This window comes from Streptoverticillium olivoreticuli subsp. olivoreticuli, assembly GCF_003391135.1.
Lineage (GTDB): Bacteria > Actinomycetota > Actinomycetes > Streptomycetales > Streptomycetaceae > Streptomyces > Streptomyces blastmyceticus.
The window spans coordinates 5,255,304-5,278,843 of the sequence record NZ_CP031455.1 but is presented as its reverse complement, the minus strand read 5'-3'; the positions used below and the strand labels follow the sequence as shown (position 1 = coordinate 5,278,843).

The window sequence follows — 23,540 nt, the reverse complement described above, 5'->3', positions numbered from 1 at the left end:
CCCTTCGCCCATGGAAACACGGGCGGAGGGGTGTTCTGCGTTCCGCCCCCGGCGGTCACCGCACCAGTTCCTCCTGCACCGCCTCCGCGAAGGCGCGTATGCGGGAGTTCTCGTGGTCGTGGTTCCAGACCAGGCCGAGGGCCGATTCGGGGACGCCCGTGAGCGTGACGTAGGCGATGTCGCGGCGGTGGTGGTACTCGGCGGTGGGGTGGCACAGGAGCATCGCGCCGCGGTTGGCGGCGACCAGGGAGAGGCCCTCCTGGAGGGTGGCGACCATCGGGCCCGCGGGGACGGGGCGGCCGTCGGGGGTGCGGGTGGGGGCCTGGGCCTCGCGCCAGTACGCGGGGGCCGGGCCGCGGACGCCTACGAGGGGCGAGTCGGCGAGGTCCTCCGCGCACAGGACCGTGCGGGACGCGAAGGGGTGCCGCTTGGAGACCGCGAGGTACTGCGGCTGGCGGGAGAAGACCGGGCCGAGGACGAGGGACTCCTCCGCCACCGGGAGCAGCACGACCGCGATGTCGACCTCGCCGCGGTGGAGCGGCCCGAAGGGGTCGGAGAGGGGCACCTCGGTGATCTCCGTGGAGCAGTCCGGGTAGCGGTCCTCGAAGAGGCCGACGACGGCCATGAAGCGGTCGTCGGCCGTGCCCTGGAAGCCGACGCGCAGCCGCCCGGAGACGCCGCGGGCGGCGACGCAGGCCTCCTCGACGGTGGCGCGGAGCGCGTCGTAGGCGGGGCGGAGGGAGGAGAGGAAGTCCTCGCCGAGCGGGGTGAGCCGGACGCGTCTGCTGGTACGTTCCACGAGACGGGCGCCGATGCGGCTCTCCAGGGAGCGCAGGAGCTGGCTGACGCGCCCCTGCGAGACATAGAGCCGCTCCCCCGTCCGTCCGAAGTGCAGTTCCTCCGAGAGGGCCAGGAAGCACTCCAGCTCCCGGATCTCCAGACCGCTCGCGGACTTCCGCGCCGTGACCGCCATGTGTGCCCCCCACTTCCGCAGGCGGCCCCCCGAGAGCGCGGCCCCCTGATACCGCGTCGATTAATCCACCTCATAGAAGCATTAGGACTTCGCGATTGTTCCCCCTCGTCCGGCCGAGTTGGCTGGGGACATGGCAAAAATTGATGACATGACCACCGGGGCCCCGGCCCCGGGGAACGCGGCGGTGAAGGGGTGGCTGGCCGTTGTGGCGGTGGCGGCCGGGACCTTCACGGTCGTCACGTCGGAGATGCTGCCGGTGGGTCTCCTCACCCCTATCGGCGACGCGCTCGACGTCTCCGAGGGCACCGCCGGCCTGACCCTGACCGTCACGGGCATCGTCGGGGCGCTCTCCGCGCCGCTGGTCACCTCCGCGGTGGGCCGGCTGGACCGGCGGCTGGTGCTCTGCGCGCTGATGGCGCTGCTCACCGCAGCGAACGTGCTCGCCGCCTGGTCGCCGAACTTCGCCGTCATGATGGTGGCGCGCGTGCTGATCGGCATCGGCATGGGCGGCGTCTGGTCGCTCGCGGGCGGACTGGCCGTACGGCTGGTTCCGGCCAAATCCGCGGGGCCGGCGACCTCCATGGTGTTCAGCGGGATCGCGGTGGCGTCCGTGCTGGGCGTGCCCGCCGGAACGTACATCGGTGAATGGGCGGGCTGGCGCGAGGCGTTCCTCGCGATCGCGGGGCTGGCGCTCGTGGTGACGCTCGCGATGGCGGTGCTGCTGCCGCCGCTGCCCGCCGAGCAGGCGGTCGGCCTGGGCGGTGTGATGCGGCTCTTCGGCAACCCCAAGGTGGCCACCGGGCTCGCCGTCGTGGCCCTGCTGGTGTGCGGTCACTTCGCCGCGTACACCTACGTCCGGCCCGTGCTGGAGGACGTCTCCGGCGTCAAGGCGAGCCTGATCGGCACCCTGTTGCTGGTCTACGGGATCGCCGGTGTGGCGGGCAACTTCCTCGCGGGTTCCCGGGTCGGGAAGACCATCAAGGGCACGCTGCTGACGATCAGCGCGGTGCTGGCGGTGTCGGTGCTGCTGGTCCCGAAGCTCGGGGTGTCCACGCTGGGCGCGCTGATCCTGCTGGCGGTCTGGGGCATCTCGTACGGCGGTGTGTCGGTCAGCACGCAGACGTGGCTCTCGACGGCGGCGCCCGAGGCCCGTGAGGGCGTGACCTCGCTCTTCGTCGGCGTCTTCAACGGCGCGATCGCCGTGGGGGCCACGGCGGGCGGTCTGATGGTCGACGGCTACGGCACGGAGTCGGTGATGTGGCTGGGCGGAGCGCTGGCGATCGGCGCCCTCCTGGTGACGCTTTTCGGCCGCGTCCCCAAGGTCGGGGCGGCGAGCGCCGGCTGAGCCGGAGTGAAAATGGACTGGCCGGCTCCCCTTTGACCAGCGGCCGCGGACCCCCGCCGCGGCCGCTTCAAACTTTGAAAAATTTTCTAGTGTCCCGCATTGAAACCCCCAACTGACGTGAGTTTAAAAACTCTATGTCGAATCATTGCGAACCTTGTGCAGGACACCCCCTGTTGTGCATGAATGGTGTACGACACCGTCATGTGAGGCGCTGTCACGGGGGTTTGCGAGGGGGACGGGGGAATGGGCATGCGATCCGGCTGCGACGGTGTGGTTCGACCACGGTCCACCCGGGACGACGGCAGGACCGACGCACAACAGATCGACACGCAGGAGCTCGTGCGTAGGCACCGGCCCACTCTCGACCGCGCGGCGGAGACCATCCGCACGCGGGAGCACTGGTCCCCCTACCCCGAGGACACCGCCGCCTACGGCCCCGACGGCGAGGCCAACGGCGAGGCGGCGCACTTCCGTTCGCGCGGCGGCCACCTGGGTCTCGGCCAGCCCGGCCGGGACGGCGTGGTGGGCCCCTCGCCCGCCGAGGGCGGCGAGCGGTCGCCGTACGGCGGGGAGTTGGGGATCTCCTACGACCACCACGACCCCGCGGTCCTGCTGCCGGCCATGCGCGCGGCGATACCGGTGTGGCGGGACGCCGGGGTCGAGGCGCGCGCCGCGGTGTGCGTCGAGATCCTCGCCCGCATCAACGCCCGTTCCCACGAGTTCGCGCAGGCCGCCATGCACACCAGCGGCCACAACGACGTCATGGCGTTCCACGCCGGTGCCGTGCACGCGCAGGACCGCGGCCTGGAGGCCGTCGCGTACGCCGTGGCCGAGCAGACGCGGCTGCCCGCCACCGCGGTGTGGAGCAAGCCGCAGGACGGCGCCGGGCCCCTCACGATCGGCAAGACCTTCACGCTCCGGCCGCGCGGCGTCAGCCTGTTGATCGGCAACGGCGTCTTCCCCACCTGGAGCGGCTACCCCGGGTTCTTCGCCTCCCTGGCCACCGGCAACGCCGTGCTCGTCAAGCCGCACCCCCGGGCCGTGCTGCCGCTCGCCCTGACCGTCCAGGTGGCCCGCGAGGTGCTGCGCGGGGCGGGCTTCGACCCCGACCTGGTCTGCCTGGCCCCCGAGCGGCCCGGCGAGGCGCTGGCCAAGACCCTCGCCACCCACCCGGACGTGGCGATCGTCGACTACGCCGGCTCCACCCCGTTCGGCGACTGGCTGGAGACCCACGCCCGCCAGGCGCAGGTCTTCACCGCGAAGTCGGCCGTGAACAGCCTGCTGATCGACTCCACGGCGCACTACCGCGACATGCTGGCCAACCTCGCCTTCAGCCTCGCGCTCTACAGCGGCCAGCTCTGCACCAGCCCGCAGAACCTCCTGATCCCCCGCTCCGGCATCCCCACCGACGAGGGCCACAAGACGTACACCCAGGTCGTCGCCGACCTCGGTGACGCGCTGGGCACGCTCCTCGCGGACGACGGCGAGGCGAGCTCGCTGCTCGGGGCGCTGCTCGGGCCCGAGGTGCTCGCGCGGGTCGGGAAGGCGGCGGCGGGCGCGCTCGGCGAGCCGGCCGTGCCCCCGCGGGCCGTGGTCCACCCGCGCTTCCCGGACGCGGTGATCCGCACCCCCGCCGTGGTGACGCTGGACGCCGCCCGCGCCGAGGACCTGGCGACGCTGTCCGCCGAGTGGCCGGGGCCCGTCTTCTTCGCCGTCGCCGTGGACTCGGCCGCCGCGGGCATCGAGCTGCTGGCCCGTACGGCCCGCGAGCAGGGCGCCCTGTCCGCGGGCGCCTACACCACCTCGCCGGACGTCGAGGCGGCGCTGGTGGACGCCTGTGCGGAGGTCGGCGTGATGCTCTCGCTGAACCTGATGGGCCGGTGGTACATCACGCAGTCCGCCGTCTACTCGGACCTGCACGGCACGGGCATGAACCCGGCCGCCAACGCGGTCTACTGCGACACCGCGTTCGTGGCCGGGCGCTTTCGCACCGTGGGTGTGCGGCGCTACGGCGGCACGGGCTGAGACCGGGCGCGGCCGACCGCCCCCCGCCCGTACCGCCCGACGCCCGACGACCACACCCAAGGGAGGTGGATCCCAACCATGCTCACCACATTCAGCGCCCCCATCGACCAGCCGCTGCGCGGCCGTGAGCGCGAGATGGCGCGCATCCACGACGTCCTCGAACACGGCCGCGCCGGTGGCCGCGCACTGGTCGTCATCGAGGGCCAGCCGGGCTGCGGCAAGACCCGCCTGATGCGCGAGTGCATGACCCTGGCGGACCGCCTCGGCTATGTCACCGCCGGCTCCTCGCGGACCGGCCGCCCGGCCCGCCCGGCCTGGGCCCGGCACCACCTCCAGGCGCCCGGCCACCGCGAGGTGTCCGCCCGCTACCGCGGCCCGGTCCGCCCGATCCTCGTCCTGATCGACGAGTTCCAGGGCCTGACCGGCTGGGCGGAGCGCGCGGCGGCGCTGCGCCGGGGCCTCCACCACGACCATGTCGTCTGGGTGGCGGCGCGCCGCACCGGCATGGGCCCCGACCCCTCCTGCGTCCTGCTGTCGGACCCCACCAGCCGCTGCGAGCGCATCGCCCTGGGCCCGCTGCCGCCCTCCGCCGCGCTGGAGCTCGCGGCCGACACCCTGGGCGCGGTGCCCTCGCCGTTGGTGGTCCGGCTCGTCGAGCAGTTCGAGGGCCACCCCCGGCTGATCGTGGAGCTCCTGACCGGCATGCGGGAGGAGCAGAGCATCCGCATCGAGGGCGACGAGGCCACCCTGGTCACGCCCCGGCTCCCCGAGCGGCTGCGCGCCCGGGTGGGCACGACGCTCGCGCAGTACTCCCGCGAGTGCCGCCAACTCCTGTGCGTGGCCGCCGTCCTGGGCAGCGAGATGGAGTACGAGGAGCTGGCCACGATGCTGCACTCCTCGCCCTCGGCGCTGCTGCCCGTCGTGGAGGAGGCGTGCGCCACGGGCGTCGTACGCAACGACGGCGTGCGCACCGTCTTCCACAACGAACTGCTGCGGCAGATCATCGACGACTCGGTGCCGGACGCGCTCAAGCGTGCCCTGTACCGGGAGGCGGCGGTGCTGCGGGCCGTACGGCAGCCCGTACCGCCCGCGGACGAACCGGCGCGCGCACCCGCCGCGCCCTCCCCCGCCACCGCGCCCCCGGGCCACCCGCCGCTCAGCGCCCGGCAGCACGAGCTGCTCCTGCTGGTCGGCGAGGGGCTGACCAATCAGCAGATGGCCCGTCGGCTGGGGCTGTCCCCGCACACCGTCAACTACCACCTGCGGAAGCTCTTCAAGTGCTTCGGGGTGAACTCGCGCATCGACCTGCTCAGAGCCGCCGGGGAGTGCCGGGCACTCTCGCCGGCCGGCCGGCGGGAACCATGACAGAACCCATCACGGAGGATCGACAGTGACCGGCCTCGCACTCCCCCGCACCTGGCCGAACAGCGCCCCCGCCCCGGAGCGGCGCACCGCCTGGCTGCGGGACGCCCTCGCCGCCGAGCCGGACGACGGCAAGTCGCCGCCGCTCGACGGCGACGTCCGGTGCGACGTGTGCGTCGTCGGCGGCGGCTACACCGGCCTGTGGACCGCCCTGGAGATCATCCGCCGGGCGCCCGGCACCGACATCGTGCTCATCGACGCCGACATCTGCGGCGGCGGCGCGAGCGGCGCCAACGCCGGTTTCCTGATGCCCATGTGGGCCCGCTTCCGCAGCCTGGTCGCCATCGGCGACCACGAGGAGGCGCGGCGCCTGGGCGAGGCGTCGGAGCGGGCCGTCGACGAGATCCTGTCCTTCGTCGACGAGCACGGCATCGACGCGGAGTACCGGCGCGGCCCGTGGCTGTGGACCGCCTCCAACCGCGCCCAGCTCGGCGCCTGGGAGGACACCCTCGACGAGCTGGCCCGCGCGGGCATCGAACCGCTGCGCCAGGTCTCCGCCGACGAGGCCCGCCGCATGGTCGGCACCGACTCCCACCACGGCGGCGTCGTCGACCCCGGCTGCGCGACCGTCCAGCCCGCGAAGCTGACCCGCGGCATGCGGCGCGTGGCCCTGGAGAGCGGCATCCGCATCCACGAGCGGACGCCCCTCACCGGGCTGCGCACGGGCCGCCGCACCCAGGCCGTGACCCCGCGCGGCACGATCTCCGCCGACCGCGTGGTCCTCGCCATCAACGCCTGGGCCGGGCAGCTGGAGGACATCGGGCGGCGCATGGTCACCATCGCCAGCGACACCGTGCTCACCACGCCCATCCCGGACCGGCTCGCGGAGCGCGGCTGGACGGACGGCACCTCCGTGTGCGACTCGCGGCGGCGGCTGAACTACTACCGCACCACGCCCGACGGGCGCCTCGTCTTCGGCAAGGGCGGCTCCGGCATCAACTACGGCGGCACCGGCCCCGACACGATGTGGGGCAAGCCGCTGCGGCCCGCCGAGATGCGGCGCCAGTTCCTGCGGATCTTCCCGGACCTCGCGGACGTGCCGATCGCCGGGGCGTGGACGGCGCCCGTCGAGTACGCGGTGACCGGCGTGCCGTTCGCCGGGTGGCTGCGGTCGGTGCCGAACGTCTGTTACGGCACCGGGTATTCGGGCGACGGGGTCGGGCCTTCGAAGCTGATGGCCAAGGTGCTGGCGTCCCTCGTGCTGGGCACGAGGGACGAGTGGTCCTCCTCGGGCTTCGCCCGGACCCCTGGCGGGGGGCTGCCGCCGGAGCCGTTCCGCTATGCGGGGTCGCGGATGGTGTTGCCTGCTTTGCAGGCGGTGGAGGAGCGGGAGGATCGGGGGGCGTTCGTCCCCGGGCCGGTGAAGCGATTGGTTTCGGTGGACCCGTCGGCTTTCCGCCGGTAGGGGTTTCTTTCCCCAGCCCCGCCCCTTCCCGCAGCGTCTGATGCTCGGCTCCGCCGAGGCCGGGGCTCCGCCCCGGACCCCCGGTCGGGTGCGGCCCGGTGGGTTCGTTTCCCCCACCCCGCCCCTTCCCGAAACCGGGGCGCGTGCCCCAGACCCCCGAGTGCGGGTCCGTTGCCGCCTCCGGCGGGGGCGCCCTTGGGGGTCCCCCCGGACGGAGTCTGGGGGAGCGTCCTCAATCGCCGGACGGGCTGGAAAACCAGCCCGTCCGGCGATTGAGGACAGCGCGCGAAGCGTGCTCCGGGGTCTGGGGCGAAGCCCCAGTTCGGGAAGGGGCGGGGCTGGGGAACAAATCCCGGCTCAAGCCGCCGCTTCCGCCAGGAAGTTCGTGATCAGGGTGCCCCACTCCGCCGGCCGCTCCGCGGCAATCGCATGGCCGCACTCCAGCGACACCAAACGCGCCCCCGGGATCCCAGAAGCGAGCTCGCGGGAGTGCGAAGGCGTCGTGAGGAGGTCCTCGCTGGGGGAGATCACCAGCGTGGGGACGCGGATCCCCGCGAGGTCACCCCGTACGTCGATCTCCTCGAAGAGCGCCAGCTGTTCGTCCGTGCCGGGCGGCATTCCCGCCGCGAAGAGCGCGAGCTGCTCCTCGATCTCTTCCGTGGACCGCGCGTCGAGCCAGGTGGAGCCGCCGACGACGAGGGACAGGTAGGAGGCGAGCGTCCGCTCGTCGCCGCCGCGGCCCAGCGTCCGCCAGGTGTCGATGGCCAGCTTCAGGCGGGCGCTCGGCCTGGCGAAGCCCGCGGAGAGGACGAGGGCGGTCACCCGCTCGGGGTGGCGGGCCGCCGCGCGGACCGCGACCGCCGTGCCCATGGAAAAGCCGGAAAGGGCGAAGGATTCCACTCCCGAGCACACGGCGGATTCGACGATGTAGTCCGCCAGGAAGTCCAGGGAAAGCGGCCAGTCCGGCAGCCCCACCTTTCCCGAGCCGGGAAAGTCGGGCCCGACCACCGTGTTCCGGCGGGCCAGTTCGCCGAGAATCGGGCCGTAGCTGTCCTGGATATCGCTGCCCGCTCCGTGCGCCAGCAGCAGTGCCGGCCCCGAGCCCTGAATAAATGTGGTCACGCGCCGGAGGTTAGCCCGGAGAACAGCTCAACACCCCTTTCTTTGTCCTGATTTATCGGGATCCAACCCGGCCGACCACTCGAACGAGTGGTCGGCTTCTACTCGTACAAGTAGTGGTACGGACGGTTATGCAAAACATAAAGTTCAGGGCGAGAGGCCGGATATAACCCCCCTTGTCAAAAGCGGAAGGAAGGCCATGACGCCTCCCCGTATTTTTCCCCTGACCTCGTACCAGCGTGACATCTGGGCCGCGGAATCACACGCGCCCGGAGATCACCAATTCAATGTGGTCATCCATGAAAGGCTCGACGGCCGGGCCGATCTGGAGGTGCTGCGCCGCTGCCTGACCGGTGTGCTGCGCCGCAACGAGGCATTTTCCCTGCGCTTCGACGAGCTGGACGGCGTGCCCGGCCAGTGGGTCGAAGGCGCCGGCGCCGACCCGGCCGGTTCCGCTGCCGAGTGGGTGGAGTACCTCGACTTCTCCGGCGAGGCGGACCCGCGGGCCGCCTGTGCCGCCTGGCGGGAGCGCTCCTTCACCCGCCCCTTCCCGCTGCGCCGCGCCCGCCTGTTCACCGCGGCGGTGCTGCGCGAGAGCGAGTCGGTCGCCCATCTGTTCCTGAACGCCCACCACTTGATCGTGGACGCCTGGGCGGCCAACCAGGTCTCCCTGCAGACCTGGGCCGACTACGACCGCGCCACGCGCGGCGGCACCGACGGCGCGCAGCCGGACGGCACCGCCGCGCCCTCGCCCCTCGACGCCCTCGCCACCGAGGACGCCTACCGCGCCTCGGAAGGCCACGAGCAGGACCGCGCCTTCCACCGGCAGGCCCTCGACGGCGTGGTGCCCGCCCTGTTCACCCGCGCCGCGGCGCACCGCGCGGAGCGCGAACAGCGCAGCGGGCGCCACACGTTCACGGTGGAGGCCGCGCTCGTCGAGCGGATACGCAAGGGCGGCAGCTCGCCCTTCTCCTTCATCGCGGCCGCCTTCGCGACGTACTTCTCGCGCGTCCACCGCGCCGACGAGATCGTCCTCGGCGTCCCCTTCCGCAACCGCCGCACGGACCACGAGCTGCGGACCGTCGGCCAGTTCGCCAACAACCTGCCCCTGCGCGTGGCCGTGCCCGCCGACGCCACGCTCCACGAGCTGGCCGGCCGTGTGCGGCAGGCGACCGACGCGAGCAAGGGCCACGAGCGGCTCGCCCTCGGCGACGTGCTCCGCGCGCTGCCCGCGACCGGCACCGGCTCCCGGCAGCTGTTCGACATCACGCTGTCCTACCTCCGGCACCCCCGCCCGCAGGTGCCCCACGCCCCCGCCGAGAGCGTCATCCACGCCCCCGTGCACGTGCCCGACGCGCTGTCCGTGCAGATCCACGCCTTCGAGGACGACACGGACCTGCGCATCGACCTGGACTACGCCCGTGACGTCTTCGACGAGGACTTCCCCGTCGAGGCGGTGGCCGCCCATCTGCACGCCCTGATCACGGGCGGCGTCGAGCAGGAGGACCGCCCCGCCGTCACCCTGCCCGTCCTGGGCGACGCCGAGCGCGCCGGCCTCATCACGACCGGCCAGGGCCCCCTCGTGCCGTACGCGAGCGACCGCACCCTGCACGGCCTCATCGAGGAGCAGGCCGCGCGGACCCCGGACCGGGTCGCGATCGCCGCCGACGGCACGTCCGCCGGGCTCACCTACGCCGAGCTCGACGCCCGCGCCAACCAGCTCGCGCGCGCCCTGCGCGCCGAGGGCGTACGGCCCGACGACCGGGTCGCCGTCCTGATGCGCCGCGCCCCCAGGACCCTGGTCGCGCTGCTCGGCGTGCTCAAGTCCGGTGGCGCGTACGTGCCCGTCGACCCCGGATACCCCGCCGAGCGCATCGAGTTCCTGCTCCAGGACAGCCGCGCCAAGGTCGTGCTCGTCGCCGGGGACTCCCCCGAGCCGCAGGTGGCCGAGGACGTGCGCGTCCTGCGCGTGGACGATCTCCTGGACGGCCCCGAAGGCCCCCTGGAACCCGTCGCCACCTCCCGCAACCTCGCCTACGTCATCTACACCTCCGGATCGACCGGCAGGCCCAAGGGCGTCATGGTCGAGCACCACTCCGTGGTGAACCGCCTCGCCTGGATGCAGAGCCGCTACCCCGTCGGCGAGGGCGACGTGCTGCTCCAGAAGACGCCGATCTCCTTCGACGTGTCGGTGTGGGAGCTGTTCTGGTGGGCGATCGAGGGCGCCGGCCTGGCGCTGCTGCCCGTCGGCGGCGAGAAGGACCCGCGGGGCATCCTCGACACCCTCGCCGGGCAGCGGGTGACGGTCATGCACTTCGTGCCGTCCATGCTCGGCCCCTTCCTCGACCTGCTCGACGACGCCCCCGAGCTGCGCGAGCGGGCCGCGTCGCTGCGCTACGTCTTCTGCAGCGGCGAGGCGCTGCCCGCCGCCCGCGTCGAGCAGTTCAACCGGATCTTCGGCGGGGAGTCGGCGCCGAAGCTGGTGAACCTCTACGGCCCGACCGAGGCCACCGTCGACGTCTCGTACTTCGACTGCCCCGCCGACGGGCCCGTGCACCGGGTGCCGATCGGCCGGCCCGTCGACAACACCCGCCTGTACGTCCTGGACGCGCACGGCGGACTCCAGCCCGTCGGCGTGCCCGGCGAGCTGTGCATCGGCGGTGTCCAGGTGGCACGCGGCTACCTGGAGCGCCCGGAGCTGACCGCCGAGAAGTTCACCGACGACCCGTTCACCCCCGGCGGCCGCCTCTACCGCACCGGCGACCTCGCCCGCCGGCTGGCCGACGGCAACATCGAATACCTCGGGCGCATCGACGGCCAGGTGAAGATCCGCGGCAACCGCGTCGAGCTCGGCGAGGTGCAGCACCACCTCGCGAAGGTCGCGGGCGTGCGCGACGCCGTCGTCGTCGACCGCACCTCCCCGGCGCGCGGCACCCACCTCGTGGGCTACTACGTCGCGGACGAGGCGATCGATCCCTCGCGGCTGCGCTCCGAACTCGCGGACAACCTCCCGGAGTTCATGATCCCCGCGCTCTACGTGCGGATCGACGCCGTCCCGCTCACCCCGAACGGCAAGGCCGACCGCCGCGCCCTGCCCGCCCCCGCGGCCGACGGCGGCCGGGCCCGTACGGACGCCGCGCCCCGCGACGAGACCGAGGCGGCGCTCGCCGCGGTCTGGGCCGATCTCCTGGAGGTCGACGGCGTCGGCATCCACGACGACTACTTCGCGCTCGGCGGCGACTCCATCCTGATGCTCAGGGTGCGGGCGGAGGCCGAGAAGCGCGGCATCCACTTCTCGCTCACCGACCTCATGCGGCAGCCCACCGTCGCCGGTCTCGCCGCCCTCGCCACCGGCGCCCCGCGGACCGCGGCGGAGCCCGCGCTCGAACCCTTCGGCCTGGTGTCCGGCGTCGACCGGGCCCGGCTGGAGGGCAGCGAGGACGCCTATCCGCTGTCCCGCCTCCAGCTCGGCCTGCTCTACCACAGCCGCGCCCGCGAGGACTCGGCCGTCTACCGCGACGTCTTCCAGTACACCTTCGTGCTGCCCTGGGACGAGGACCGCTTCCGCCACGCCTTCGGCCGGCTGGTGGCCCGCCACCCCGTCCTGCGTTCGTCGTTCGACCTTGGCACCTTCTCGGAGCCGCTCCAGACCGTGGCACCGGCCGTCGAGGGCGGGCTCGACATCGTCGACCTGCGCGGCCACGACGACACCGCCGCCCGCGCCGAGATCACCCGGCACATCGAGGAGCGGCGCTTCCACCCGTACGTCTTCGAGCAGGCGCCGCTCTACCACTTCCGCGTGCACCTGCGCGAGGAGACCGTCGAGCTGGTCCTCAGCTTCCACCACGCGATCCTCGACGGCGGCAGCGTCGCCAACCTCGTCCGCGAGCTGTTCCAGGACTACCTGCACGGCCTGGGCCTCGGCATCGATCCCGTCGCGGACCGCGAACTGCCCACCCCCGCACAGCACATCCGCGCCGAGCGGCTCGCCCTGGAGTCCGAGGCCACCCGCGCGTACTGGCGCGAGCGGCTGGAGGGCGCCCAGCTGCCGCAGCTCGGCGCGTTCCGGCCGCACGAGGCGCCGGGCGGCGAGGAGCTGATCACCCGCAAGGTCGACCTGCCCGCCGGCCTCACCGACGCGATCCGCACCTTCGCCCGGGAGCACGCGCTGCCCGTGAAGTCCGTGCTGTTCGCCGCGCACTGCCTGACCCTGCGGCTGTTCTCCGGCGCCACCGACGTCACCACCGGTCTCGTCACCCACGGACGCCCCGAGCAGGACGGCTCCGAGCGCATCGCGGGCCTCTTCCTCAACACCATGCCCGTCCGCCTGGAGACGACCGCCGACACCTGGCTCGACGTCGTCCGCGAGGCGTTCCGGCAGGAGCAGGACAGCCACCCGCACCGGCGCTACCCGCTCAGCTCCATCCAGGAGGACCTCGGCGTCACCGTCCTGGAGACCGCCTTCAACTACATCCACTTCCGCCAGCTCGCCGAGGTCTTCACGCTGCCGGGCGTGGAGCTGCGCGCATTCCAGGCGTGGGAGGAGACCAACTTCCAGCTCCTCGTCAACGCCATGACCGACCCGACGGACGGGAGCATCTCGCTGCGCCTGGACCACCAGGGCCGCACCTTCACCCCCGCACAGGCCGAGCTCTACGCCGACGGGTTCACCGGCATCCTGCGCCGCCTGGTCGAACACCCCGGCGAGACACCGGACTTCGCGTTCCTCGCCGAGGCCCCGGAGCTCCCGGCGGAGACCGGCGGCGCGCACCCCGACGTCGTCCGCCTCTTCGAGGAGCGGGCCGCCCGCACCCCGGACGCCACCGCCCTCACCTTCGGGGAGACCCGCTGGACGTACGCGGAGCTGGAGAGCGCCTCCGCCCGGGTCGCCCGCACGCTGGTCTCCCTGGGATCGGAGCCCGGCGACCGGGTGGGCATCGCGATGCGCCGCTCGCCCGAGACGATCGCCGTGATCCTCGGCGTGCTCAGGGCGGGCGCCGCCACCGTGCCACTGGACACCGCCTATCCCCAGGAGCGGCTCGCCGCGATGCTGGAGCAGGCGCGCCCCTTCCGGGTCGTCGCCCACAGCGACCAGGCGCACCTCCTCACCGACGGCACCGCGGTCCTCACCGCCGAGGAGATCTTCGACGGCGAGGCCCCGGCGGACGCCCCGCTGCCGTCGGTCGCGCCGGAGTCCGTCGCGTACATCCTCTTCACCTCCGGCAGCACCGGGAAGCCCAAGGGCGTCGCGATGCCCCACCGGTCGCTCGCGGGCCTCGTGGCCTGGCAGAACCGCGTCCCCAGCGGCGTCGTCGGCGGCACGACCGCGCAGTACGCCCCCATGAGCTTCGACGTCTCCTTCCAGGAGATCTTCTCCACGCTCTGCGGCGGCGGGAACCTGCTGGTGATCGCCGAGGACGAGCGGCGCGACATGCCCGCCCTGCTGCGCCTGCTGGACCGGCACGGCGTCGAGCGGCTCTACCTGCCCTACGTCGCGCTCCAGCAGCTCGCCGAGACGGCGGTGGCGCTCGACACCGTGCCCAGGGGCATCAAGGTGCTGGCGTCCTCCGGCGAACAGCTGCGCGTCACCGACGAGATCCGCACGCTGTGCGAGCGGCTGCCCGGGGTGATCCTGGAGAACCAGTACGGGCCCACCGAGTCGCACGTCGTCACCGCCCACACCATGACCGGCGACCCCGCCGCCTGGCCCGCGCTGCCGCCCATCGGCACCGCTGTCGACAGCGCCGCCGTGCATGTACTCGACGCGCGGCTGCGGCCCGTGCCGGACGGCGTGAAGGGCGAGCTCTACCTCGCCGGCGCCTGCCTCGCGGACGGCTACGTCGACCAGCCGGAGCTGACCGCCGAGCGGTTCGTCACCCGCACCGTCGCCGGGCGCACCGAGCGCCTCTACCGCACCGGCGACCTCGGCTTCCGCCTCCCCGACGGCGCCATCGTCTGCGTCGGCCGGGAGGACTCGCAGGTCAAGGTGCGCGGCTTCCGCGTCGAACCCGCCGAGGTCGAGCTGGCCATCACCCGCTTCGCGCAGGACCACCCGGGGCTGACCGAGGCCGCCGTCGTCGCCCGCCGCCGCGAGGGCAACGACTCCTTCCTCGCCGCCTTCCTGGTCGGCGACGCCGGGCGCACCGACCTGGACCAGCTCGGCAAGCAGCTGCGCACGGTGCTGCCCGACTACATGATCCCGTCGCACTTCGAGTGGCTCGACGCGCTGCCGCTCACCCCCAGCGGCAAGCGGGACGACGCCGCCCTGCGCCGCGTCCAGCTCACCGCGGGCACCCAGGGCGATGCCACGGCGCCCCGCGACGAGTACGAGCGCAGCCTCGCGGAGATACTCGGCGAGCTGCTCCAACTGCCCGCCCTCGGCGTCCACGACAACATCTTCGACCTCGGCGGCACCTCGCTCACCGCGATGCGCCTGGTCGTCCTGATCGAGCAGCGCTACGGCATCAACGTCCCGCTGTCGGAGTTCGTCGCCTCGCCCACCGTCGCCGAGCTCGCCGACCGGCTGCGCGGCGGCGGCGCGGTGTCCGCCTTCGACCCGCTGGTGCCCATCCGGCCCGCGGGCGACAAGCGGCCGGTGTTCTTCGTCCACCCCATGGGCGGCAACGTCCTGTGCTACCTCCGCTTCACCGACCACCTGCCGAAGGGCCAGCCGTTCTACGCCCTCCAGGCGGCGGGCAGCGACGCGGGCACCGAACCGCTGCGCAGCGTCCCGGAGATCGCCGCGAGCTACATCGAGGCCATGAAGCGGGTGCAGCCCAGCGGCCCGTACGCGATCGGAGGCTGGTCCTTCGGAGGCTTCGTGGCCTTCGAGATGGCGCGGCAACTGCGGGCGGCGGGCGAGGAGATCGCGAGCCTGGTCCTCCTCGACACCACGGCCCTCAACCCGGGCCGCCGCACCGCCACCGGCGACGACGCCCTGCTCACCTGGTTCTTCTGGGAGCTGCTCTGGCTCAAGCGCGGCGGCGAGTCCCCGGAGGAGATCATTCCGGCGCACCTGGCGACGCTGGAGGAGAAGTTCGACTTCATCGCCCAGCTCGCGGTCGACGAGGGCGTGCTGCCCGCCGGGGCCTCCGGCGCGATCGTCCGGCGGCTCTTCAGTGTCTACGAGGCCAACTGGCGGGCCGCGTTCGCCTACCGGCCCGAGCCCGTCGAGCAGGACATGGTGCTGATCCGCGCCAAGAAGCCGCTGCCCCCGGTCCTGGACAACATGCACACCTCGATCCAGTCCATGCACCGGGACCCCACCAACGGCTGGCGCGAGCGCACCACAGGCGACTTCAAGAGAATCGACGTGGAAGGCGACCATCTCACCATCATGGAAGAGCCCTTCGTGAAGCATGTGGTCGAGACCGTCTTCGAATTGATGGGTGAGTGACCATGAGTCAGAAGCAGGCCAAGAAGGCCATCGTCATCGGCGCGGGCATAGGCGGCCTCGCCACCGCCGTCGCCCTGCGCAAGGTCGGCATCGACGTCGAGGTGCACGAGCGGGCGACCGAGCTGAAGGCCGCCGGTTCCGGGCTGTCCGTGATGAGCAACGCCATCGCGGCCCTCGACTCGATCGGCATCGACCTCGGTCTGGAGAAGCGCGGCCAGGTCCTGGAGTCGTACCACGTCAGGACCGCCCGCGGCCGGCTGATCAGGGAGTTCCCCTTCCCCGGCATCATCTCCCGGCTCGGCGTGCCCAGCGTCCTGATCACCCGCTCCGACCTCCAGCAGGCCCTGCTGGCCGCCGCGGAGGGCATCCCGATCCATCTCGGCGCCACGGCGAAGGAGTTCGAGACGGACGAGGCGACCGGGGGCGTACGGGTCCGCTTCGAGGACGGGAGCGAGACGGAGGGCGACGTGCTCATCGGCGCCGACGGGTTCAACTCCGTCGTACGCCGCCAGCTCGTCGGCCCCGGCGAGAGCTCCAAGGACAGCGGCTACATCGTCTGGCTCGCGATCGTCCCCTTCGAGCACCCGCGCTTCACCCAGGGGTCGGTGACCCACTACTGGGGCAGCGGCAAGCGGTTCGGGCTCGTCGACATGGGCGGCGGCCGGCTCTACTGGTGGGGCACCAAGAACATGCCCGCGTCGCAGTCCCGCGACTGGCGCGGCGGCAAGTCCGAGGTCCTGCGCTCGTACGCGGGCTGGGCCGACGAGGTGCAGAAAGCGATCCGGGTGACGCCCGAGGAGTCCATCATCGCCGTGCCCTCCCGCGACCGGCCCTTCCTGGAGCGCTGGGGCAAGGGCCCGGTCACCCTCCTCGGCGACGCCGCGCACCCGATGCTCACCAGCCTCGGCCAGGGCTCGGGCATGGCGATCGAGGACGCCGCCGTCCTCGCCCGCGTCCTCGGCTCGGCCGACGACCTGACCCGGGGGCTGCGCCGCTACGAGGACGAACGCCGGGAGCGGGCCCGCGGGATGGTCGCCGCCTCCCGCGGCATCAGCGACTTCGAGCAGTCGGAGAACCCGATCCGGCGCCCGGTCCGCGACGCGTACTTCAAGTTCCTCCCCGCGGCGCGGCTCACCCGCACGCTGGAGGACTCCCTCACCTTCCCCGGCTACACCACAGCGGAGGCAGCACATGTCCAGTAGAGGCACCGCGCCCGTGTCCCCGGCCGGCCGGGCCGTCCTGGTCACCGGGGCGTCCTCCGGACTCGGCCGGGAGTGCGCGCTGCACCTGGCGCAGGCGGGCTTCCACGTCTTCGCCGGGGTCCGCAAGGCGGCGGACGGCGACGAGCTGGCCGCCGTCGCGTACGGCAGGCTCACGCCCGTGCGGATCGACGTCACCGACGACGGGTCGATCGCCGCGGCGGCGAAGGAGATCGCCGCCTCGGTCGGCGAGGACGGCCTGTGGGCCGTCGTCAACAACGCCGGGGTGTGCGTCGCCGCGCCCCTGGAGTGCCTCACGACCGAGGAGCTGCGCCGCCAGCTCGACACGAACGTCGTCGGGCAGCTCGCCGTCACCCGCGCCTTCCTGCCGATGCTGCGGCGCAGCCGCGGCCGGGTCGTCAACGTGACCTCCGGGCTCGGCAGCGTCGCCGTCCCCTACATGGGCGCCTACTCGGCCGCGCAGTTCGCCAAGGAGGCGCTGACGGACGTCCTGCGGCGCGAGCTCCGCGCTTTCGGCGTCGACGTCTGCGTGGTCCAGCCCGGTGCGATCGTGACACCGATCTGGGGGAAGGTCGCGGACGCGGGGCGGGCCGCGCTGGAGTCCGTGCCGGAGGGGATCGCGGAGCTGTACCGGATTCCCTTCAGCCGCTTCCTGCACCAGAACGAGCGGGGCGCCAGGGCCAGTTCGACGACCCCGGCGCACTTCTCCCGGGCCGTCGCCCGCGCCCTCACGGACGCCCGCCCGAAGTCGCGCTACGGGGTGGGGGCGGATGTACGCAACTTCCGCGTGCTGTCCCGTGTCCTGCCGGATGCTGCGCTGGACCGGTATTTGGCACCTATTACGCGCTGACGGCGGGGGCGGGGCGCCCCGGACCCCCGGCTGTCCCGCCGTTGCCGCCTGCGGCGGGGGCGCCCTGCGGGCGCGTCCTCAATCGCCGGACGGGCTGGAAAACCAGCCCGTCCGGCGATTGAGGACAGCGCGCGAAGCGTGCTCCGGGGTCTGGGGCGAAGCCCCAGTTTCGGGAAGGGGCGGGGCTGGGGAAAAAGCGCCCGCCGGGCCGCACCCGAGAACGGGTCCGGGGCTGAGGCCCCGGCCTCGGCGGAGCCGCGCAAGCCTGCCGCAGACGGCAACGGACCCGCACCCGAGAACGGGTCCCGAATCAGGTCGACGCCACCCGCACCGAGATCCCCGCCAGCATCACGCCCATCACATAGCGCTGCATCCGCAGCCAGCGCGGACGCTCCTTCAGGAAACCGGCGATGGAGCCCGCGGTCATGGCGATGAGCCCGTTGACGGTGACCGCGATGACGATCTGGGTGAGCCCGAGCAGCAGGCTCTGGAAGGCGACCGAGCCATGGTCCGGGTCGACGAACTGGGGCAGCACCGAGATGTAGAGGATGGCGATCTTGGGGTTGAGGAGGTTGGTGACCAGCCCCATCGTGAAGAGCTTCCGCGGCGGGTCCGGCGGCAGCGGCTTCGGGTCGAAGGCGGAGACCCCGCCGGGCTTGAGGGCCTTCCAGGCCAGATAGGCGAGATAGGCCGCGCCCGCGAGCTTGACCGTGGTGTAGACGGCGGGGACCAGGGCGAAGAGGGTCGCTATCCCGGCGATCGCGGCCAGGAGATAGACGAAGAACCCCACCGCCACACCCAGCAGCGAGATCAGCCCCGCCCGCCGCCCCTGGGTCACCGACCGCGACACCAGATACATCATGTTCGGCCCCGGGGTCAGCACCATCCCCAGAGCGACGGCGGCCATGCCGAGGAACGCGTGAACGCTGACCATGGAACTCCCCTGCGGTGACGGCTGTTGGCACAGGAGCCCTCCGGGAGCCGCCTGCACGAGAAGATTACGGATCAGCGCACGCGAAGAGGAGCCCGTGATCATGCAATCCGAAGTGACCCGCGCCACCGGCCGCATGGCCAACGGCAAGGCCGTCGACATCTACCGGCCCTCCGCGAGAGGCGGGCCGGACCCGCTCCCCGCCGTGCTGATCTGGCACGGAATGGGCCCGGACGAGCGGGACGTACTCCGCCCGGTCGCGGAGGCGGCCGCGGCGTCCGGGGTCGTGGTGTTCGCCCCCGACTGGCGCTCCGACGCGCCCGACCGCGGCCGGGCACACCTGCTGGACTCGCTGGAGTTCGTCCACGAGGAAGCGGCCGGGCACGGCGCGGACGCCGACCGGCTCGTGGTGGCCGGCTGGTCCGCGGGAGCGGGCGCGGCGGTGGGTCTCGCGACGCGCCCCGACCTGTTCGACGGCCCGCGCCCCGCCGCCGTGGTCGGCATAGCGGGGCGCTACGACGTGCCCGCGCGCACGACGGGCACGGCACCGCTGGACGACGTCGTGGCGCACGCCCCCGAAGCCGTGCCCGTCCAACTGGTGCACGGCACCGAGGACGAGCTCGACGTGACCCACTCCCGCGTCTTCGCCGAGGCGCTGGCCGCGCGGGGCTGGCCGGTACGGCTGACGGAGCCGGTGTCCGACCATGCGGGCGTGCTCATGAGCGCGTACGACGCGGTGGCGGGCCGCTGCGTGCCGAGCGCGTCGGACTGGGCGCGGGTGGGCGGGGAGGCGACGGTGCGAGCGATCTTGTCGGCGGCCATGGGGCTCCGCGCCTGAGCGCCTGCGGCGGGCTTTCCCCTACCCCGCCCCTTCCCGAAACCGGGGAGACCCCGGACCCCCTGAAGCGGCTGCGCCGCTTGTCCTCAAACGCCGGACGGGCTGATTGCGCACCCTGGGGGTCTGGGGGCTTGCCCCCAGTTTCGGGAAGGGGCGGGATAGGGGACAAAGCCCGCCGCAGGCGCAACGGACCGCACCCGACCAAACAACCGGGCTACGCCCGCAACGCGAAAAACGTCAGCTCCCTGACCTCACCCCACCGCTCCACAATGTCCGCCCTATGCGCAAGCACATCCGAAATGTGCTGCATCCCGAAGAACGCCGACACCAGCGTCCGCGCCCCCGCCTCCGGATCGATGCCTTCCCGAAGCTCGCCGCTGTAGCGGGCGGTGACCAGCAGGGACGTCAGCAGCTGCGTCCACTCCAGATACGGAGTGGGCAACTCCGCGTCAATGTGCGGGCGCTCGAGCTGGAGCCGGGCGCCCGCCTGCATGACGGGGTCGTCGCGGAAGGCGACCGCCGCGCGGTTGAGGATCTCCTCCGCGGTGCGCATGGGGCTCAGCCCCTCCGCCTGCACCTCCTTCACCACCATGGGCCAACGCCCGTAGTGCTCCTCGACGATGGCGACCGCGAGGGACTCCTTCGTCGGGAAGTGGAAGTAGACGGCCCCCTTCGTCATGCCCAGCCGCTCGGCGACGTGCTGCATCGAGGTGGCCCGGAAGCCCCGTTCGGCGAAGAGCTGGGCGGCCACGTGCAGGGTCTGCGCCCTGGTGCGGATGGCCCGGTCCTGCTTGAGGTCGGCAGTGGCACGAACGGGGGTCTTTCGCTGCCTGGTCGTCACACTTCTTCTCCTGTCGATGGGGGCGGCGGAGAGAGGCGGCCGGGGCACCGGGGACGACTCCCGAACCTCTCCCTTGCAATATACCTTCCCGCAGGTATATTTTCGGTTTCATCAAGCACTGAGTGTCGTACCCGGAGCACGCACCGACGAGGGAAACCCCGTCGGCGCTCCACAGGGGGGGAGTCCAATCGTGCAGGCTGTTCACACCGTTCCCGCTGCCACGCCGCGCCCGGCCGTCACCACCGCCGTCGACGCCATGGAGATCGTCAACAACGCTCTCGGCAGCACCCGTCGGCTCAGATTCGCTCCCACCGTCGAGCGCCGTCTGGTCCACAAGGCCGCCGACAGCCAGGTCCTGCTCACCGACGCGGAACAGGTGGGCAAGGACCGGTTCCTCGTGGCGGCGGCCTGGTCCCCCGACCACCTGCTCTACCGGCCGGGCCCGTCCGGGGCAGGCGACCCGACGCTGCTGGTCGAGTCCATGCGGCAGTCGGCCATCTACCTCTCGCACACCTTCTACGGGATACCGGCCGACGGGCAGCACTTCGTGCTCAGCCACCTCAGCACGGACATCGTCCCGCGGGGCCTGCCCTTCGACGAGAGCGCGGCCCTGCCCGTCGTCCTCGACGTCACCTGCGTCCGGACCTCCACCCGGCCGAACCGCTTCAGCATGCAGCTGTCGGTCTCCCTTTATATTCACGGGCGTTGGTACGGCCGCGCGGACTTCCGCTGGGCCGTCCTCCCCCAGGGGGCGTACGACGTGCTGCGGCACCGCAACCGCCCCGCCCTCGACGCGGCGTGCGCCACGGACGACCCCGCGGCGGGCACCTTCGCCCTCTCCCCCGGCACCGTCGGCCGCCACCAGGACCGGGACGTCCTGCTGGCCGAGGTGCCGGGCGCCCCCGAGGACACCTGGCGGCTGCGCATGGACCGCGGCCACCCGGTCCACTTCGACCACGGCTCCGACCACGTCCCGGGCATGGTGCTGCTGGAGGCGCTGAACCAGGCGGCCCACGCCTCGTACGTACGGGAGTTCGGCGCTGTCTCCCGGCTGGTGCCGTGGATGGTCTCCTCGCTGGAGGCCGAGTTCAGCTGCTTCGGCGAGCTCGACCACCCCATCGACATCGTCGTCCGCCCCCTTCCCGAGCCGGGCCCGTCGCGCGCCGGGTTCGAGGCGACCGCGGTGCAGGGCGACCGCACGCTGACCGGTGCCCGCTTCGTCGGCGCCGCGCCGTCCTGGACGCTGCTCGCCGACTGGGAGGCCGTCACATGCTGACCCGCACCGGGATCGCCCCGGCGGCGGTGCTGTCCACCGCCCTTCGCGATGCCCAACTCGCCGAGGACCAGCGCCGCTTGACGCCCGACACGGCGGAAGCCGTGCGCGACGCGGGGTTCGCCCGGCACTTCGTGCCGCGCCGCTGGGGCGGCCACGAGGGCACGTTCACCGACTTCCTCACCGCGACCGCCTCGGTCGCCGGTGCCTGCGCCTCCGCCGCGTGGTGCGCGGCGCTCTACGCGGCGCACGGCCGCCTCGCCTCCTACCTCCCCGAGCAGGGGCAGCGGGAGCTGTGGGGCGCCGGCCCGGACGTACGGATCGCCGCGTCGGTCGTCCCGCCTCAGGGCGAGGCGACGCCCCACCCGGACGGCTGGCGCCTGAGCGGCCGCTGGGCGTACGCCAGCGGTGTGGACCACGCGGACTGGATCCTGCTGGCCAGCTGGACGGACGGTCCCGCGGGGCGGGAGCACCGGATCTTCGCCGTGCCGCGGTCCGAGGTGACCGTGCTCGACACCTGGCGGCCGCTCGGACTGCGCGGCACGGGAAGCAACACGGCCACGGCGGACGGGCTGTTCGTACCGGCCCACCGGACCTTCGCCCTGGGCGAGTTGCTCGGCCCGAGGCCGGGTGCGGCGCGGTGTCACGCCGTGCCGTATCCGATGGTGGCGGCGCTGCAGTTCGCCGCGCCGCTGCTGGGCGCGGCGGAGTCCGCGCACACCCTGTGGGTCGCCGCCACGGCGGGCCGCAAGCGGGTCGACGGGCGGGCCGCGGCACAGTCCCCCGCGGCCCGGCACCTCGTCGCCGAGTCCTCGGCGAAGCTCAAGGCGGCCCGGCTGCTGCTGAACGACGTGGCGGAACGGGCGGACGGCGCGGTGGTGACGCCCGAGGTGGTCGCCGAGTGCAGGCGGGACGCGGCCATGGCCGCCGCCCTGTGCTCACAGGCCGTGGACCGCCTCTTCCACGCCGGTGGCGCGGGCGCGCTCGCCGACGGCAACCCCCTGCAGCAGAAGTGGCGCGACGTCACCGCCGCCGCCGCGCACGCGACGCTGGACTTCGACACGGCCGCCGCGGCCTACGCCGACGCGGCCTTCCCCGACACCTTCCCCGATACCGACAAGGAGGCCAACGGGTCATGACCGTACGGCCGGTGGCCTTTTTCGATGTCGACGAGACGCTGATCAACGGCAAGAGCATGCTGCTCTTCCGGGACTGGTGGGACGCCCTCCACCCGCCGGGCGAGACCGGTGGCCCGGAGGCGACCGCGCTCACCGGGAAGGACCGGAGCGAGCTCAACCGCGCCTACTACCGGCGCTTCGCGGGCGTGCCCGCCCATGAGCTGCAGACGGCGGGGCGCGAGTGGTACCGCGACTTCCGCACGGACCCGCACGCCTTCGTCCTCCCCGCCGTCACCGCGCTGCGCCGGCACCGGGCCCTCGGCCACATGGTCGTGCTCGTCTCCGGCTCGCTGTGGCCCTGCCTGGCCCCGCTCGCCGCCGACCTGGGCGCGGACCGCATCCTGTGCACGTCGCAGCGCGTCGACGCCTCCGGCGTGCTCACCGGCGAGATCGTCCGCCCGATGATCGGCGAGGCGAAGGCCGAGGCCGCGGCGGTGTTGATGGCGGCCGCCGGGGCCTCGCCCGCGGACTGCCACGCCTACGGCGACCACGCGAGCGACCTCCCGCTCCTGAGGAGCGTGGGCACGGCGGCGGCGGTGGGCACGGACCCCGTGCTCGCCGAACACGCCGTGCGCGAGCGCTGGTTGCGTCTCCCGTGCGAGACGGGGCCGCTGGAGCTGCCCGTGCCGCTGTAGGCACGGGGATCCCCGAACGGGCCGGATTTGGCTGGGCTCAGCCAAATCCGGCCCGTTCTGCGTTTTGACGGCATAAAACATTCCTTCCA

General features: G+C 72.8%; 15 protein-coding genes. 11 read left to right on the top strand and 4 right to left on the bottom strand.

The window, feature by feature from the left end; translation table 11 throughout:
* Positions 1–55 precede the first annotated feature (55 nt).
* Positions 56–973 (bottom strand): LysR family transcriptional regulator, encoded by a 918-nt coding sequence (locus DXZ73_RS23185; protein ID WP_116213006.1) that lies wholly within the window; start codon positions 971–973, stop codon positions 56–58.
* Positions 974–1,121: 148 nt separating this feature from the next.
* Between DXZ73_RS23185 and DXZ73_RS23180 the strand changes: the two genes are divergently transcribed.
* The 4 genes from DXZ73_RS23180 to DXZ73_RS23165 all read left to right on the top strand — a co-directional run bounded on the left by DXZ73_RS23180 (position 1,122) and on the right by DXZ73_RS23165 (position 7,170).
* Positions 1,122–2,318 carry an MFS transporter gene (locus DXZ73_RS23180; RefSeq protein WP_240351455.1) on the top strand — a complete coding sequence of 399 codons (1,197 nt, stop codon included), beginning with the start codon at positions 1,122–1,124 and terminating at the stop codon, positions 2,316–2,318.
* A gap of 249 nt (positions 2,319–2,567) precedes the next feature.
* Complete coding sequence (gene paaN, locus DXZ73_RS23175) at positions 2,568–4,343, top strand: phenylacetic acid degradation protein PaaN (RefSeq protein ID WP_116215783.1); 1,776 nt, start codon at positions 2,568–2,570, stop codon at positions 4,341–4,343.
* 78 nt (positions 4,344–4,421) lie between these two features.
* Positions 4,422–5,708: a helix-turn-helix transcriptional regulator gene (locus tag DXZ73_RS40115; RefSeq protein WP_116213004.1), complete on the top strand. Its 1,287-nt coding sequence runs from the start codon at positions 4,422–4,424 to the stop codon at positions 5,706–5,708.
* Positions 5,709–5,733: 25 nt separating this feature from the next.
* Positions 5,734–7,170 carry an NAD(P)/FAD-dependent oxidoreductase gene (locus DXZ73_RS23165; protein ID WP_116213003.1) on the top strand — a complete coding sequence of 479 codons (1,437 nt, stop codon included), beginning with the start codon at positions 5,734–5,736 and terminating at the stop codon, positions 7,168–7,170.
* 357 nt (positions 7,171–7,527) lie between these two features.
* Here DXZ73_RS23165 and DXZ73_RS23160 read toward each other — a convergent pair whose 3' ends face one another.
* Positions 7,528–8,292: an alpha/beta fold hydrolase gene (locus DXZ73_RS23160; RefSeq protein ID WP_116213002.1), complete on the bottom strand. Its 765-nt coding sequence runs from the start codon at positions 8,290–8,292 to the stop codon at positions 7,528–7,530.
* A gap of 196 nt (positions 8,293–8,488) precedes the next feature.
* Here DXZ73_RS23160 and DXZ73_RS23155 point away from each other — a divergent pair, with 196 nt between their 5' ends.
* Genes DXZ73_RS23155 through DXZ73_RS23145 form a run of 3 tightly spaced genes read left to right on the top strand, consistent with a single transcriptional unit; the run spans position 8,489 to position 17,755 of the window.
* Complete coding sequence (locus DXZ73_RS23155; RefSeq protein ID WP_116213001.1) at positions 8,489–15,685, top strand: amino acid adenylation domain-containing protein; 7,197 nt, start codon at positions 8,489–8,491, stop codon at positions 15,683–15,685.
* 2 nt (positions 15,686–15,687) lie between these two features.
* Positions 15,688–16,887, top strand: coding sequence for an FAD-dependent monooxygenase (locus DXZ73_RS23150; RefSeq protein ID WP_116213000.1), 1,200 nt, complete (start codon positions 15,688–15,690; stop codon positions 16,885–16,887).
* Positions 16,877–17,755, top strand: coding sequence for an SDR family NAD(P)-dependent oxidoreductase (locus DXZ73_RS23145; RefSeq protein ID WP_116212999.1), 879 nt, complete (start codon positions 16,877–16,879; stop codon positions 17,753–17,755). The genes DXZ73_RS23150 and DXZ73_RS23145 overlap by 11 nt, the downstream gene beginning before the upstream one ends.
* A gap of 310 nt (positions 17,756–18,065) precedes the next feature.
* Here the strand turns inward: DXZ73_RS23145 and DXZ73_RS23140 are convergent, their stop codons facing one another.
* The gene (locus DXZ73_RS23140) at positions 18,066–18,689 is read right to left on the bottom strand and encodes a LysE family translocator (RefSeq protein WP_116212998.1); all 624 of its coding nucleotides are present in this window, start codon (positions 18,687–18,689) and stop codon (positions 18,066–18,068) included.
* Between the two features lie 100 nt (positions 18,690–18,789).
* Between DXZ73_RS23140 and DXZ73_RS23135 the strand changes: the two genes are divergently transcribed.
* The gene (locus DXZ73_RS23135; protein ID WP_240351453.1) at positions 18,790–19,524 is read left to right on the top strand and encodes an alpha/beta hydrolase; all 735 of its coding nucleotides are present in this window, start codon (positions 18,790–18,792) and stop codon (positions 19,522–19,524) included.
* Positions 19,525–19,738: 214 nt separating this feature from the next.
* On the opposite strand, the gene DXZ73_RS23130 is transcribed toward DXZ73_RS23135, so the two are convergent.
* A complete protein-coding gene (locus tag DXZ73_RS23130) occupies positions 19,739–20,365 on the bottom strand; it encodes a ScbR family autoregulator-binding transcription factor (protein WP_240351452.1) in 627 nt (208 codons plus the stop codon).
* Positions 20,366–20,555: 190 nt separating this feature from the next.
* On the opposite strand from DXZ73_RS23130, the gene DXZ73_RS23125 reads away from it, so the two are divergent.
* Genes DXZ73_RS23125 through DXZ73_RS23115 form a run of 3 tightly spaced genes read left to right on the top strand, consistent with a single transcriptional unit; the run spans position 20,556 to position 23,451 of the window.
* Positions 20,556–21,641, top strand: a complete 1,086-nt coding sequence (locus tag DXZ73_RS23125; RefSeq protein ID WP_162890296.1) for a ScbA/BarX family gamma-butyrolactone biosynthesis protein — start codon at positions 20,556–20,558, stop codon at positions 21,639–21,641.
* Positions 21,635–22,777 (top strand): acyl-CoA dehydrogenase family protein, encoded by a 1,143-nt coding sequence (locus tag DXZ73_RS23120; RefSeq protein ID WP_116212996.1) that lies wholly within the window; start codon positions 21,635–21,637, stop codon positions 22,775–22,777. Before DXZ73_RS23125 ends, DXZ73_RS23120 begins: the two co-directional genes overlap by 7 nt.
* Entirely contained in the window at positions 22,774–23,451 is a 678-nt protein-coding gene (locus DXZ73_RS23115; protein WP_116212995.1) for an HAD family hydrolase, read from the top strand. Before DXZ73_RS23120 ends, DXZ73_RS23115 begins: the two co-directional genes overlap by 4 nt.
* Positions 23,452–23,540 lie beyond the last annotated feature (89 nt).